The organism is Pseudomonas sp. GW456-E7, from assembly GCF_059424105.1.
Genome location: NZ_JBWKZB010000006.1, coordinates 13,791 through 28,194, shown reverse-complemented (window position 1 = coordinate 28,194; position 14,404 = coordinate 13,791). Strand labels below are relative to the sequence as shown.

Below are 14,404 nucleotides of genomic sequence, written 5' to 3'. Positions count from 1 at the left end.
GTCAGTCTCCCAGCGGCAAGTGATCGTCGCCGCCGCGGTATTCGTCGAGGGCGAGTTTGATCCGCCGCAGACGTTCTTGATTGTCTTCAGGGTTGGCCAGGGCCAGCTCGGTGGCGAGCACATCGATGGCCAGCAGCATGCCGTAGCGTGCCGCCGTGGGTTTGTAGATGAACGAGGTTTCGGCGCTTTGCAGCGGCAGGACGATGTCGGCCAGTTGCGCCAGCGGCGAATCGCCGCGAGTGATGGCCAGGATGCGCGCGCCGTAGTTGCGCGCCAGCTCCACCGTTTCAATCAGTTCCGGGGTGATCCCGGTCAGCGAGCAGACAATCACCACCTGTTCGGCGCTGAGGCTGGCGGCGGTGACGCGCATCATCACCGCATCGTGGCACGCCGTGATCGGATAGCCCAGGCGCACCAGGCGCACTTGCAGTTCATCGCTGCACAGGGTCGAGCAGCCGCCCATGCCGAAGGCGTGAATCATCCGCGCCTTGCCCAGCAGTTTGACCGCATCGGCGAAACGCGACTCATCGAATGCCGCCAGGTGCTGGCGCAAGGTCGATTCGATGTCACCGACAATCTGCCCGTAGAACGCCGACTGCTCGGGGGTGCCCGCCGGGTCGAGAAACCGGCTGCCGACACCGCTGGCCTGGGCCAGCTGCAAACGCAAATCACGCAGATCCTTGCAGCCGACCGTACGGGCGAAACGCGACAGCGTGGCGCTGCTGACCTCTGCCCGCAGCGCCAGCTCATCGAGGCTGGCGGAGGCGGCGAAGCCTACATCGTCGAGCATCAGGCGGGCGATGCGTCCTTCACCGGCGCTGAAGGAATCCTGGCGGGCGCGGATCTGGTAGAGGATGTCCATGCAAGTGGCTCCGGCTAAATCAGGTAGGAAAGGCCAACGGTCAGTCCGAAGGCAATGACCGAGATCAACGTCTCGAGCACGGTCCAGGTCTTGAAGGTTTGGGCAACGGTCATGTTGAAGTATTCCTTGATCAACCAGAAACCGCCGTCGTTAACGTGGGAAAAGATAACCGACCCGGCACCTGTCGCCAGCACCAACAGCTCCGGATGGGGATAACCCAGACCAATGGCCACCGGTGCGACCACGCCTGAAGCGGTGGTCATGGCCACAGTGGCAGAACCGGTGGCGATGCGCATCAGCGCAGCAAACAGCCAGCCCATCAACAGCGGCGACAGATGAAATTCGTGGGCCAGGCCGACAATCTGGTCGGTGACGCCGGCGTCCACCAGGATCCGGTTCAGGCCACCACCGGCGCCCACCAGCAGCGTGATGCTCGCGGTCGGCGCCAGGCATTCGTTGGTGAACTTGAGGATCGATTCGCGGTTGAAGCCCTGGGCCAGGCCGAGGGTCCAGAAGCTCAGCAAGGTGGCCAGCAACAGCGCGATCACCGAGTTACCAATGAACAGCAGGAACTGATTGAAACCACTGCCCGGTGTGGAAATCAGATTGGCCCAGCCGCCGATCAGCATCAGCACCACCGGCAACAGGATGGTCGCCATGGTGATGCCGAAACCCGGCAGGCTGTCGCGCGGTTCACGCTCGAGGAACTGGCGCTCCAGCGGGTTTTCCGCCGGCAATTGGATGCGCGGCACGATGAACTTGGCGTACAGGGGACCGGCAATGATCGCAGTCGGAATGCCGATCAGGATCGCGTACATCAACGTCTGCCCCACCGACGCCTGATACACCTGCACCGCCAGCATCGCCGCCGGGTGTGGCGGCACCAGCGCATGCACCACCGAGAGCCCGGCGACCATCGGCAAGCCGACCATCAGGATCGACACGCCCACGCGCCGCGCCACAGTAAAGGCAATCGGCACCAGCAAGACGAAACCCACTTCGAAGAACAGCGGCAGCCCCACCAGAAACGCGATGGTCACCATCGCCCAATGCGCGTTCTTCTCGCCAAAGCGGTCGATCAAGGTCCGCGCCACCTGCTCGGCGCCGCCGGACTCGGCCATCATCTTGCCGAGCATGGTGCCCAGCGCCACCACCAGTGCGATGTGCCCCAGGGTTTTGCCGACACCGGCCTCGTACGCCCCCACCACGCCGGACGGCGGCATCCCGGCGACCAGCGCCAGGCCAAGGGAAATCAGGGTGATGACAATGAACGGATTGAGCCGGTAACGGGCGATCAGAACGATCAGCGCGATGATGGCAACGGCGGCATACACCAGCAGCCAATAGCCGAAGGACAGGGTCATGCGGTACTCCTCGAGAGGGTCACGTCGAAATATTTGTGAAACTCTTAAAACATTTCGGAAGGCGATTTTCAAACGAGATGAAAGTAATTTTCGTGCAGAGGTAAGAGGTGTCGCGCAGAGGTATGAGTTGTCGCAAATAATGAAAATCAGGCAGGCGGATTTTCATCGCGCCTGCCTGTTTGATTTCAGTCGTGCTGCATCCGGGCGCGCTTGAGCAATTTCTTGCAGCGCTCGGACAAGTGCAGCACCCGCAAGTGCTTGCCGGCCTTGGCGTAGCGCTCGCGCAAGGTGCCCAGCGCGGCGATGGCCGAGTAGTCGACAAAGCTCAGGTGCTGGCAATCCAGGGTCACTTGCGCCGGGTCGTTGGCCGGATCGAACTGATTGAGAAAGGGTGTGGTCGAGGCGAAGAACAGCGTGCCATGCACCCGGTACAGCTTGCTGCCGTCATTCTCCAGATGACTGTCGGCATACAGCTGGCGGGCCTGCTGCCAGGCAAAGTTCAGCGCCGCAATGATGATGCCGCAGAGCACCGCGGTGGCCAGGTCGGTGAACACGGTAATCACCGTTACCGCGATGATCACCAGCACGTCGTTGAGCGGCACCTTGTTCAGCACCCGCAACGAGGCCCAGGCGAAGGTCTGTTGCGACACCACGAACATCACTCCGACCAGCGCGGCCAATGGAATGCGCTCGATCAGCGGCGACAGAAACAGGATGAACAGCAGGATCGACACCCCGGCCACCACCCCGGACAAGCGCCCGCGGCCACCGGAACTGAGGTTGATCACGGTCTGGCCGATCATGGCGCAACCGCCCATGCCGCCGAATGCACCGGACACCACATTCGCCGCCCCCAGCGCCACGCACTCGCGGTCCGGGTAGCCACGGCTCTCGGTGATTTCGTCGGTGAGGTTGAGGGTCAACAGGGTTTCCAGCAACCCGACCAGCGCCATCAGGATCGCATAGGGCGCGATGATGCGCAGGGTGTCCAGATTCCACGCGATGTCCGGCAGCGCCAGCGTCGGCAGGCCACCGGCGATGTGTGCCATGTCGCCCAGGGTGCGGGTTGGCAAGCCAAGCAGATACACCGCCAGGCCCACGCCGAGAATCGCCACCAGCGCCGGCGGCACGGTGCGGGTCAGGCGCGGCAGCACGTAGACAACGGCCATGGTCACCGCGACCAGGCCAAGCATCATGTACAGCGGCGTGCCGCTCAACCAGGCCTCACCGTCCTTGAAATGCTCCAGTTGCGCCAGGGCAATGATGATCGCCAGGCCGTTGACGAAGCCGAGCATCACCGGGTGCGGCACCATGCGCACCAGCTTGCCGAGCTTGAGCAGCCCGAACGCCATCATGATCAGCCCGCCCAGCAACACCGTGGCCAGCAAGTACTGCACGCCGTGTTGCACCACCAGCGCGACGATCACCACGGCCATCGAGCCGGCCGCGCCGGACACCATGCCCGGTCGCCCGCCGAACAACGCGGTCAGGGTGCAGATGATGAACGCGCCATAGAGCCCCATCAGCGGATTGAGATGGGCCACCAGGGCGAAAGCGATGCACTCGGGCAACAGGGCGAAGGACGTGGTAAGCCCGGCCAGGACATCGGCGCGTAGACGTTTTGCTTTCATGGGGGGGACCGCACACAGGGAGAGACGAAAAAGAGTGTGCGGATGTTACGGAATCGAGGACGGCCCGACCAGTTAATGGGCTGCTGAAAAAGCTTCGCGAGCAAGCCCGCTCCCACAATTGATCGCGCTCCGTCAGAAGGAATGCGATCGAATGTGGGAGCGGGCTTGCTCGCGAAGAACGATGAAGCGGTCTATAGCGAACTCACACCATCTCGTCGCGAATCCACTCAACCACCGAAGTCCGCTTCGGCACCCAACCCAACAGATCCCGCGCATGCTTGCCGCGCACCCGACTGTTGGAACCCAGACCATAGTTGGCCATTTCGTAGCCCCACTCGGCTTCGGCATCCTTGAGCGGCCAGTCCTGCGGCTCGCCCAGGTTCAGCGCCCGGGCCATCGCGGTGGTCATGTCGATGAACGACGCTTCACCGCTTTCAACGAAGTAGAAGGTGCCCGGTACATTTTTGGTCAGCGCCAGCAGGTACAGCGCAACCACGTCCTCGATGTGCACGTTGGACCAGATGTTGCGGCCCGTGCCGACATGGCGCACCACGCCGCTTTTGCGCGCTTGTTTGAGCAGGCGCGGCAACTGCACGCTGTCGCGATGGACGCCCAGGCTATGACCGTAGATCAAGGTGTTGCAGATCACTGCCGAGTTCACCCCCTCCATGGCCGCCGCCAGGATCAGGTTATCGATGGCCACGCGCGCCGCCTTGTCGACGGTCGGTTCCGGCAGGTTGTCTTCGAAGTAGATGACATCGCTGGATTGGCCGCCCGAGGCATCACCGACAATGCTCGAACCGCTGGTGTGCAGGAACACTTTGCCAGAGCCGCGCAAGGCATCGAGCAGGGCTTCCACCGCACCACGATGATCGCTGCTGGCCGCGTTGATCACTGCATCGGCAGCGAGCGCCTGATCGGTCAACAGATCGCGGTCGTCCAGACTGCCCACCACCGCAGAAATGCCCAGTGCCCGCAGCTCATCGGCTTGTTCGGCGCTGCGCACCAGACCGGTGACAGCGTGGCCGGCCTGGACCAGGCCCGTGGCGATGGAACCGCCGATAAATCCGGCAGCGCCGGTAACGAATACGTTCATGGAGAATCTCCCTGCGTGGATAAGTGATGCAAGGAGTATCCGGTAGCGATGACTGACGAAAAATCCCTGCTGGACCAATTCACTCTTGCGCAGGAGTCACGAATCAGCCCTTGAAGTCTGCGCTCGCATAATCCGCCAACTTGCCCTGGATAAAGTCCAGGAAGCATTGAATCCGCAAGGCCAGTTGCGAGTTGCGGTAGTACACCGCATTGATCGGCTGGCGGTAGCCGCTGTTGAATTCAGCCAGCAACACTTTCAAGCGTCCGGCACGAATGTCCTCGATGGTCATGAAGTGCGACAGGCTGGCGATGCCCTGGCCGTCCAGTGCCAGATGGCGGATGGTCTCGCCGCTGGAGGCACTGATCGACGCCTGGATCGGCCAGCGATCGCCATGCACGTAACGCAGCGGCCATTGGTTGAGGCCTTCGTTCTGGGTGAACCCCAGCAGCGTATGGTCGGCCAGGTCAGCCACGGCTTGCGGTGTACCGTGTTTTTCCAGGTAGGCCGGGCTGGCGACGATGTGCAGCGGGCTGCAACCGAGGGAGCGGGCATGCAGTGTCGAGTCGGTCAGGGTGCCGATGCGAATGGCGATGTCGGTGCTCTGTTCCAGCAGGTCGATGATCAAGTCATTGCTGTTGAGTTCGAGCTGGATGTCCGGGTAGAGCCTGCGGAATTCATCGATGTAGGGCACGATGGCGTGCAGCATGAAGGGTGATGCCGCGTTGATCCGCAGGCGCCCGGACGGTGTTTGCTGGCGTGAGGACAGGCGCTCTTCGAGCTCGTCCATCTGATCGAGAATGCGCTTGGCGTGCTCGAAGAAGTACTTGCCCTCCTCGGTCAGGTCCATGCGTCGCGTGGTGCGATTGATCAAGGTGGTGTCGAGCTTGGCCTCCAACCGCGACAGCGTACGACTGACCGCCGAAGGCGTTTGCCCGACCTGCTCGGCCGCCGCAGAAATCGACCCGCATTCAATCACGCAGACGAATATCTGCAATTCATCGGATCTGGCTTTCACGTGTGTCCCTTATCGATAGTCCTGCGCCGCTTCTTTTGAGTTGAGAGGAACCATTGTGGCGAGGGAGCTTGCTCCCGCTCGGCGGCGGAGCCGCCGCAAAGTCAGCAAACGCGCAGTATCTGAATCACCGCATGCGCCGGTTATGGGTCCGCTTCGCGCACCAGCGGGAGCAAGCTCCCTCGCCACAAAAGCGCGCCCTCGCCACAGTTCAGCGCTCGCTTCAGGTATCGATAGTAGCCGAGCGTCATGCCTTGAGGCCAAACACCTCAGTCAAATGCTGCTCATAACGCGCCACATCGCCTTCGATGTTCGGGCGCTTCATCACGTCCACACAAAGGAACGTCGGCAAACCGGTCATGCCAAGGAACTCGTTGGCCTTGTGGAACGGGAAGTACACCACGTCCACGCCCTTGGCTTCGAAGAAATCGGTCGGGTCGTCGAAGGCTTGCTGCGGGGCGTTCCAGGTCAGCGACAGCATGTACTGCTTGCCATGGATCAGGCCGCCGCTGCCGTATTTCTGCGAGGCGTCGGAACGGGTGCGGCCGTCGCTGGCGTAGAGGCTGCCATGGCCTTCGGTGAAGACTTCATCGATGTACTTCTTCACGGTCCACGGCGCGCCCATCCACCAGCCGGGCATCTGGTAAATGATCACGTCGGCCCAGAGAAACTTGGCCACCTCTTCGGCGACGTCGTAGCCCTCGTCGATGAAGGTGGTTTTGATATCCACACCACCGCGATCCAGCACGCTCAACGCGGCTTCATGCAGGGTGGTGTTGTAGCGGCCGTCGGAGTGCGCAAATTGTTTGCCGCCGTTGAGCAACAGGACTTTTTTCATGGAAGGTCTCGGGAAGGGTCGGGAATTCGATGGCGGCAGAGTACCGGTCGGCCTCGCGCGGAATAAGCGTCGATTTGGCAAAATTCATTTGACCTACAAGCACGAATCAACAGGCGATTGTTGCCTTAGACTGGGGCCCATTCTGACTTGAGGAGAGATGTAGATGAGTGAAATCCAGGGCTTCATCCTGCACGCCAAGACCCGTCCGGAAAAATCCGACGCCTTCGAAGCGTTTTTCAGCGGCTACGTGGAAGCAAGCCGCGCCGAACCCGGCTGCATCGAATACCACATGCTGCGCGACAAACAGGACCCGACCCTGTTCATTTTCTACGAGATCTGGCAGTCCCAGACCCATCTGGACGTGCACTCGAACCTGCCGCACATGAAGCAATTCCTCGAGCAGCGCGATGAGTATCTGGAACGGGACTTCGAAATCCGCGCCATCGACATGATCAGCCCGTCGTCCGCTAGCCGCTGATCAGCAAATGGCCGCCAAGCACACCCAGGCCAACGAAAAACACGCGCTTGAACCACAGGGCGCTGATCCGCTGGCGCAGCGATTGCCCCAGCCACATGCCGAGCATGGCCGGGATCAGCGCCAGCAGCGACGCGCTCAACTCGCCCCCGCCGAGCGCGCCGCGCCATAGCAAGCCACCGGCCAGGGCCAGGGTCGAGACGGTGAACGACAGGCCCAGCGCCTGCACCAGTTCGTCCCGGCTCAAACCCAGCGCTTGCAGGTAGGGCACCGCCGGAATCACGAACACGCCGGTGGCCGACGTGATGACGCCGGTCAGCAGGCCACACAGCGGACCGAGCCAGCCTTCACGCTGGGATCCTACGTGCAAGGTCGGCAGGCACAATCCGCTCAGCGCATACAGCAACAACGCAGCGCCCAACCCTCGCACCACCCAATGGCCACCGCTCATGCCGATCCACAGCGTGCCTGCCCCGGTGCCGATGAAAATCGCCAGCAACATCGGCCACAGTCGTTTGACCAGCCCGGACAAATGCCCGCCGAATGCCAGTTGCCAGACGTTGGTGAGGGTTGCCGGAATGATCAATAGTGCGGCTGCCTGTGACGGGGCCATAGCCAGACCGAGCAGTCCCATGGCAACCGTTGGCAGGCCGAGGCCGATCACACCCTTGATCATGCCAGCCAGCACAAAGGTGCCGATCACCAGCAGTGACAGGGCCAATCCGAGATTCTGGTAAAACGCCGAGAGTGTGTTCATGGGGCTATGGTGGGCCCGCGAGGGTTGATTGAAAATCTGCCATATACTGAGGCTGCCTCTTGCTTTGACAGAGGCTGAGAATTTCGCTGAAGCGACAGGCCCCTTCGCGAGCAAGCCCGCTCCCACAGGGGATTTGTGAACGACACATAACCACTGTGGGAGCGGGCTTGCCCGCGAAGGGGCCAGTCCAGACAGCAAATAAACCGGGAATGACAATGCACTTCGACCTGACCGACCTGCGCCTGTACCTGAACATCCTCGACTCCGGCAACATCACCGCCGGCGCCACACGCAGCCATCTGTCACTCGCGGCGGCCAGTGCACGAATTCGCGCCATGGAGGCATCGCTGGGCGTCGAGTTTCTTCAGCGCAACCGTCGCGGGGTCAGCCCGACGCCGGCCGGCGATGCCCTGGCCCGGCACGCCCGGGTTCTGCTGCAACAGGCCGAACGCCTGCAACAGGAACTGGCTGAATATGCCAAGGGCGTCAAAGGCCAGGTGCGGTTGCTGTGCAATACCACGGCGATCACCGAGTACCTGCCGGAGTTGCTCGCGGACTTCCTGCACAGCCACCCCAACCTCGACATCGACCTGCAGGAACTGCCCAGCGCCCGCATCACCCACGCCTTGCGCCAGGGCGCGGCGGACCTGGGCATCGTTTCCGACGCGGTGGACACCGATGACTTGCAGACCCGAGCATTCCGCGATGATCCGCTGGTACTGATCATCCCCCGAGATCACTCCCTGGCACAGGCAACTTCGGTGAGCTTCACCGACACGCTGCATCACGATTACGTCGGCCTGAATGCCAACAGCGCGCTGGCGGTGTATCTCGAAGAACAGGCGCTGCACGCAGGCCTGCGCATGCAGATCCGCATCCGTGCCGATGGCTTCGATGGCGTGATGCGCATGGTCGCCCGTGGCGCGGGCCTGGCGATTGTGCCGCTGGCCGCGGTCGAGCGCGGGTCAGGCGGACTGTCCTTCAAGAGCCTCGCCCTGCAAGAACCCTGGGGCCAACGCAAATTGCTGCTCTGTGCACGGGACTTCGCCGCACTGCCCGGTTATGCCAAGGCCCTGCTGCACGCCTTGACTCTCCCCTGAGGGGCAGACTTTATCCTTGAGGTTTGATCTTCGAGGGCAGCGATGATGGGCAAACGAATACTGGTGATCCTCGGGCATCCGTCCAGCAACAGCTTCTGCGCCGCCCTTGCCGAGCGTTACGCACTGTCGGCCGTGCGCGCCGGGCATGAGGTGCGTCAGTTGTTTCTTGGCACCCTGGATTTTGACCCGGTGCTGCGCGAAGGCTATCAGCAGGTCCAGCCGCTGGAGGCCGACTTGCGTAACGCCCAGGCCGACATCCTGTGGGCCGAACAGCTGACGCTGGTTTATCCGATCTGGTGGGGCGGCGTACCGGCCTTGCTCAAGGGCTTTTTCGACCGGGTGTTCTTGCCGGGTTTTGCCTTCAAGTATCGCCAGGGCAAAGCCTTCCCCGACAAACTCCTGCGCGGCCGAACCGCCCACTTGCTGGTGACCATGGACACACCGCCCTGGTACTACCGCTGGATCTACCGCATGCCCGGTTTGCATCAGGTCCGTAAAACCACGCTGGAATTCTGTGGCATCAAGCCAACCCGCACCCTCACCTTCGGGCCCATTCTCGGCGCCAGCGCAGACCGGCATGCAGCCTGGTTACGCCAGGCCGAAGCTATCGCCAGCGCTTGAGTCGGTCGATAATGCACCGAGCTTTATCCTCGGAGAAAAGGACCTTCCCATGTACATCGGCCAAGCCGCGCAACGTTCCGGAACCACTGTCAAAAGCATCCGTCACTACGAATCGATTGGCCTGCTGCCTGCCGCTCGACGTCAGGGCAAGTACCGCATCTATGACCAGCACAGCGTCGATCTGCTGATGTTCATCAAATGTGCCCAGCAGCTGGGTTTCAGGCTCAAGGAATTGCACTCAGCCTTCGCCGGACAACAGGGCCCGCAGTTGCCATGGGAACGGGCCCATCAGGTCATCGCCAGCAAAAAACGGGAAATCGCCGAACGGATAGCAGCGCTGTCGCAACAGCACGCGCAATTGGTCGAATTCGAAAGCAGCCTCGAACAATCCAGGCTCGACTGCCCGTTGACCCATCTCTGAGGGCTGTGCGTTTCTGGACAGCTCAGTGTCGAGCACAGACAACTGACCCACGGACAGGCGCTATAGGGTGCGACTTCAGTTCTTGAGCCCACTGCCCGGAGTCATCATGACCGCACCGATTACCGTTCTTCGCGACACCCACCCGCTGCCCGTGCTCGACGCCTGCAAATGGGAAAAGCTCGAAGGCGACCCGCACACCGTCAACCTCAACGCCTACACCAGTGAAGACGGCAGCAAGATCATGGGCACCTGGATCTGCACGCCGGGCAAGTGGTATGTGGAATACGTGAAGTGGGAGTACTGCCATTTCCAGGAAGGCTACTGCATCATCACCCCCGAAGGCATGGCGCCGATCCACCTGCGCGCGGGTGACATTTTTGTCATCGAGCCCGGGATGAAAGGCACCTGGGAAGTGGTGGAAACCGTGCGTAAGTATTTCGTGTTTGCCTGATGCAAAAAAACCGGGGGATCACCCGACGTGATCTCCCGGTCAAAAGTCTTTAGGTAAGCGCCGTACCCTGTGGGAGCGAGCTTGCTCGCGATAGCGGTGGGTCAGTCACCATCAATGTCGACTGTAACGACCTCATCGCGAGCAAGCTCGCTCCCACAGTTTTTGCTATTGCGGCTTGCGATAGCTATTGATGATCGCCGAGAAGTCGTTGCCACCTTCCCCACGCAAACTCATCGCCTGATACAACTGCTGGGCCACCGCGCCAAGCACCACCGGCTGGTGCGCCTGACGCGCCGCTTCAGTGGCCAGCCCCAGATCCTTGAGCATCAGTTCGGCCCCGAAGCCGCCGGTGTAGCCGCGCGACGCCGGTGCTGTTTCGACGATGCCCGGCCACGGGTTGTACATCTCCGAACTCCAGCAACGCCCTGTGGAACTGTTGATGATGCCCGCCAGCACCTTGGTGTCGATGCCCAGGGCATCACCCAGGGCCATGGCTTCGCTGACGCCGACCATGGAAATCCCCAGCAGCAGGTTGTTGCAGATTTTAGCGATTTGCCCGGTGCCGACCTCACCACAATGGACGATGTTGCGGCCCATCTGCGCCAGTACCGGTTGCAGGGTGGCGAACAGTTCAGGCGTGGCGCCGACCATGAAGGTCAGGGTCCCGGCGGCTGCACCACCAGTACCGCCAGAGACCGGCGCATCGGCCATGGTCACGCCCTGTTTGGCAGCGGCGGCGGCCACGTCCCGCGCGGTCTGCGGATCGATGGTGCTGCAATCGACGGCCGGCACGCCTTTGCCGATACCGGCGAGCACACCGTCTTCACCCAGCCACACACTGCGCACATGCACCGCGGCAGGCAGCATGGTGATCACCAGTTCGGCGCCCTCTGCCGCTTCACGGGCCGAAGGGCTGATACTGCCGCCCAACTGCTCCAGCTCCGCCAGCACAGCCTTGTTCAGGTCCACCAGGCGCAGCGCATGGCCGGCCTTGATCAGGTTGCGCGCCATCGGCGCGCCCATGTTGCCCAGACCGATAAAAGCGATTTTCATATCCGGCTCCTTATCGCAGGTTGATCGTGGTGTTCACACCGTCGTTGACGCTGTTGTCATCGAACCAGCGACTGGTGACGGTCTTGGTCTGAGTGTAGAACTGCACCACTTGCTTGCCGTACGGACCGAGGTCGCCGAGCTTGGAGCCGCGCGAACCGGTGAAGCTGAAGAATGGGACCGGTACCGGAATCGGGATGTTGATGCCGACCTGGCCGACGTCGATCTCGTTCTGGAATTTACGTGCCGCCGCACCGCTCTGGGTGAACAGGCCCGTGCCGTTGCCAAACGGGTTGGCGTTGACCAGGGCGATGGCCTCGTCGAGGGTGGCGACTTCCAGCACCACCAGCACCGGGCCGAAGATTTCCTGGGTGTAGATCTGCATGTCGGTGGTCACGCCGGAGAACAGGGTCGGGCCGACAAAGTTGCCCTTCTCGTAACCCGGAACCGAGATCTCGCGACCGTCCAGTTCCAGTTTGGCGCCTTCCTTGATGCCGCTTTCGATCAGGTCGAGAATCCGCGCCTTGGCTTTTTTCGAGATCACCGGACCGACATCAGTGCCCGGCTCGCTGCCGGCATTGACCTTGAGCTTCTGCGCCAGCGCCTTGAGGTCCGGCAGCCATTGCTTGGCCGCACCCACCAGCACCACCACAGAAGTGGCCATGCAGCGTTGACCGGCAGCACCGAAGCCGGCACCCACCAGCGCATTCAGCGCCTGTTCGCGATTGGCGTCCGGCAGCACCACGGCGTGGTTCTTGGCGCCCATCATCGATTGCACGCGCTTGCCGTGTTTACCGGCCAGGTCATAGACATGAGTACCGACGGCGGTCGAACCGACGAAGGAAACCGCCTTGATGTCCTTGTGGGTGCAGAGTCCGTCCACCACGTCCTTGCCGCCATGCACGACGTTGAGCACGCCGGCCGGAATGCCCGCCTCGATCGCCAGCTCCACCAGGAGCATGGTCGACATCGGGTCCTGTTCCGACGGCTTGAGCACGAAGGTGTTACCGCAGGCGATGGCCATCGGGAACATCCACAGCGGAATCATCGCCGGGAAGTTGAACGGGGTAATGCCCGCGCACACGCCGATCGGCTGGCGCAGGGTGTAGGTGTCGACGCCACCGGCGACGTTTTCAGCGAACTCGCCCATTTGCAGGCTGCCGATGGAGCAGGCGTGCTCGACCACTTCCAGGCCACGGAAAATATCGCCTTCGGCGTCGGCAATGGTCTTGCCTTGCTCGGCGCTCAGGACCGCGGCGATGCGCTTGGAGTGTTCGCGAATCAGCGCCTGGAGCTTGAGCATGATGCGCATCCGCGCGCCGATGGGGGTCAGCTTCCAGGTCTGGAACGCACGATGAGCGGCGCTGATGGCGGCATCGACTTCTTCGGCGGTGGCAAACGGAACTTTGGCCAGCACTTGCTGGGTCGCCGGGTTGATGATGTCGTGCCATTCGGTGGTCTTGGATTCGACCCACTCGCCGTCGATCAACAGTTTGACCTTTTGCACGGTGGTTTCGTTAGGCGTGAGCGATACGTTCATGTGGGTCTCCGAATCTTTGTTGTTATCTTGGGAGCCAAGGCGAGAAAGTCGCCTTGAGATGAGCTGTGTGTCGCGAATTGGTTCTCGGACTGTTTTTGGAGTATAGATGTGCAAACTTCTGATAAGAACGCACATAAAAACCGGTCCAACATGCAAAAAAACATCACCTCCCTCGGCTCGTTGAACTGGGATGACCTCAAGTTTTTCCTCGAGGTCGCCCGCACCCGCAAGGCCAGCACCGCGGCCAAGCGCCTGGCGGTGGACTACACCACGGTGTCGCGGCGCATCAGTTCGCTGGAAACGGCGCTGGGCACCTTGCTGTTCGAGAAGTCCCGGACCAACGGCTTTGTCCTGACCGCCGAAGGCCAGCGGTTGATGGGGTATGCCGAATCGATCGAAAGCACCTTGCACATGGCGTGCGAGCAGGTTTCCGGGTCCGGCGTGGCGCTGTCCGGTCATGTGCGCATGGGCTGCACCGAAGGCTTCGGCAGCTTTTTCATCACGCCGCAGTTGAGCCACTTCGTCGACACCTACCCGGCGATCTCGGTGGACATCCTGCCGCTGCCGCACTTCATCAGCCTGTCCAAGCGCGAGGCCGACATCGTCATCGCCCTGGAGCGTCCGGAGCATGGCCCGTACGTCTGCTGCAAACTGTGCGACTACCGGTTGCAGCTGTACGCGACCCAGGATTATCTCGACAACCACCCGGCCATCCGCCGCCCGGCAGACCTGGCGAAACATTCGTTTATCAGTTACGTCGACGACCTGGCGTTCAGCTCGGAGCTGTTGTACCTGGCCAATGTACTGCCCGGTGCCAGCGCCAACCTGCGCAGCACCAGCGTGATCGCGCAGTTCGTGGCGGCGCAGCAGGGGCGCTCACTGGCGATCCTGCCGTGCTTCCTCGCCACGCAAGACCCGCGCCTGCTGCCGGTGTTGCCGCAGGAAATCAACATCACCCGACAGTTCTGGATGTACTGCCGCGAAGACCTGCGCAAGCTCAAGCGGATCACCCTGTTGTGGGATTACATCCGGGAGGTCACCGAGCAGAATCAGGGCCTGTTGATGGGCGAAAGCCGGGAGATGTTGTTTGCCGACTGAAAATCTGAAGGAATCAGGTAGCGGCACCGTAATGAGGTCAGCAGGTTAAAGCCCACGCGAGGGTTCCCATGATGGGGGGTGCCTGCAC

At 61.7% G+C, this 14,404-nt stretch carries 15 protein-coding genes; 6 read left to right on the top strand and 9 right to left on the bottom strand.

Annotated features, from left to right (window positions below; translation table 11 throughout):
- Position 1 precedes the first annotated feature (1 nt).
- From AC07YV_RS06295 to mdaB, 6 genes are all read right to left on the bottom strand, one after another.
- Complete coding sequence (locus tag AC07YV_RS06295) at positions 2 to 862, bottom strand: MurR/RpiR family transcriptional regulator (RefSeq protein WP_007973204.1); 861 nt, start codon at positions 860 to 862, stop codon at positions 2 to 4.
- A 14-nt stretch (positions 863 to 876) separates the two neighbouring features.
- Entirely contained in the window at positions 877 to 2,226 is a 1,350-nt protein-coding gene (locus AC07YV_RS06290) for a GntT/GntP/DsdX family permease (RefSeq protein ID WP_102698907.1), read from the bottom strand.
- A gap of 185 nt (positions 2,227 to 2,411) precedes the next feature.
- A complete protein-coding gene (locus AC07YV_RS06285; RefSeq protein WP_095965975.1) occupies positions 2,412 to 3,857 on the bottom strand; it encodes a SulP family inorganic anion transporter in 1,446 nt (481 codons plus the stop codon).
- A 202-nt stretch (positions 3,858 to 4,059) separates the two neighbouring features.
- Positions 4,060 to 4,953: an NAD-dependent epimerase/dehydratase family protein gene (locus tag AC07YV_RS06280; protein WP_102698908.1), complete on the bottom strand. Its 894-nt coding sequence runs from the start codon at positions 4,951 to 4,953 to the stop codon at positions 4,060 to 4,062.
- Positions 4,954 to 5,056: 103 nt separating this feature from the next.
- Positions 5,057 to 5,968 carry a LysR family transcriptional regulator gene (locus AC07YV_RS06275; RefSeq protein WP_007973212.1) on the bottom strand — a complete coding sequence of 304 codons (912 nt, stop codon included), beginning with the start codon at positions 5,966 to 5,968 and terminating at the stop codon, positions 5,057 to 5,059.
- Between the two features lie 244 nt (positions 5,969 to 6,212).
- The gene (gene mdaB, locus AC07YV_RS06270) at positions 6,213 to 6,803 is read right to left on the bottom strand and encodes an NADPH:quinone oxidoreductase MdaB (RefSeq protein WP_102698909.1); all 591 of its coding nucleotides are present in this window, start codon (positions 6,801 to 6,803) and stop codon (positions 6,213 to 6,215) included.
- A gap of 163 nt (positions 6,804 to 6,966) precedes the next feature.
- On the opposite strand from mdaB, the gene AC07YV_RS06265 reads away from it, so the two are divergent.
- Positions 6,967 to 7,281: a putative quinol monooxygenase gene (locus AC07YV_RS06265; RefSeq protein ID WP_102698910.1), complete on the top strand. Its 315-nt coding sequence runs from the start codon at positions 6,967 to 6,969 to the stop codon at positions 7,279 to 7,281.
- Here AC07YV_RS06265 and AC07YV_RS06260 read toward each other — a convergent pair.
- On the bottom strand, positions 7,271 to 8,035 hold the full coding sequence (locus AC07YV_RS06260; RefSeq protein WP_102698911.1) for a sulfite exporter TauE/SafE family protein: 765 nt from the start codon (positions 8,033 to 8,035) through the stop codon (positions 7,271 to 7,273). The two genes, AC07YV_RS06265 and AC07YV_RS06260, sit on opposite strands and share 11 nt — an antisense overlap.
- A gap of 215 nt (positions 8,036 to 8,250) precedes the next feature.
- On the opposite strand from AC07YV_RS06260, the gene AC07YV_RS06255 reads away from it, so the two are divergent.
- The 4 genes from AC07YV_RS06255 to AC07YV_RS06240 all read left to right on the top strand — a co-directional run bounded on the left by AC07YV_RS06255 (position 8,251) and on the right by AC07YV_RS06240 (position 10,628).
- Entirely contained in the window at positions 8,251 to 9,135 is an 885-nt protein-coding gene (locus AC07YV_RS06255) for a LysR family transcriptional regulator (protein ID WP_102698912.1), read from the top strand.
- Positions 9,136 to 9,177: 42 nt separating this feature from the next.
- Complete coding sequence (locus tag AC07YV_RS06250) at positions 9,178 to 9,756, top strand: NAD(P)H-dependent oxidoreductase (protein ID WP_102698913.1); 579 nt, start codon at positions 9,178 to 9,180, stop codon at positions 9,754 to 9,756.
- A 49-nt stretch (positions 9,757 to 9,805) separates the two neighbouring features.
- Positions 9,806 to 10,177, top strand: a complete 372-nt coding sequence (locus AC07YV_RS06245) for a MerR family transcriptional regulator (protein WP_102698914.1) — start codon at positions 9,806 to 9,808, stop codon at positions 10,175 to 10,177.
- 106 nt (positions 10,178 to 10,283) lie between these two features.
- Positions 10,284 to 10,628, top strand: coding sequence for a cupin domain-containing protein (locus AC07YV_RS06240; RefSeq protein WP_007900627.1), 345 nt, complete (start codon positions 10,284 to 10,286; stop codon positions 10,626 to 10,628).
- Between the two features lie 165 nt (positions 10,629 to 10,793).
- On the opposite strand, the gene mmsB is transcribed toward AC07YV_RS06240, so the two are convergent.
- A complete protein-coding gene (gene mmsB / locus AC07YV_RS06235; RefSeq protein WP_102698915.1) occupies positions 10,794 to 11,681 on the bottom strand; it encodes a 3-hydroxyisobutyrate dehydrogenase in 888 nt (295 codons plus the stop codon).
- A 10-nt stretch (positions 11,682 to 11,691) separates the two neighbouring features.
- Positions 11,692 to 13,218, bottom strand: a complete 1,527-nt coding sequence (locus tag AC07YV_RS06230; RefSeq protein ID WP_102698916.1) for a CoA-acylating methylmalonate-semialdehyde dehydrogenase — start codon at positions 13,216 to 13,218, stop codon at positions 11,692 to 11,694.
- 150 nt (positions 13,219 to 13,368) lie between these two features.
- Between AC07YV_RS06230 and AC07YV_RS06225 the strand changes: the two genes are divergently transcribed.
- On the top strand, positions 13,369 to 14,316 hold the full coding sequence (locus AC07YV_RS06225; RefSeq protein WP_102698917.1) for a LysR family transcriptional regulator: 948 nt from the start codon (positions 13,369 to 13,371) through the stop codon (positions 14,314 to 14,316).
- Positions 14,317 to 14,404: the final 88 nt, after the last annotated feature.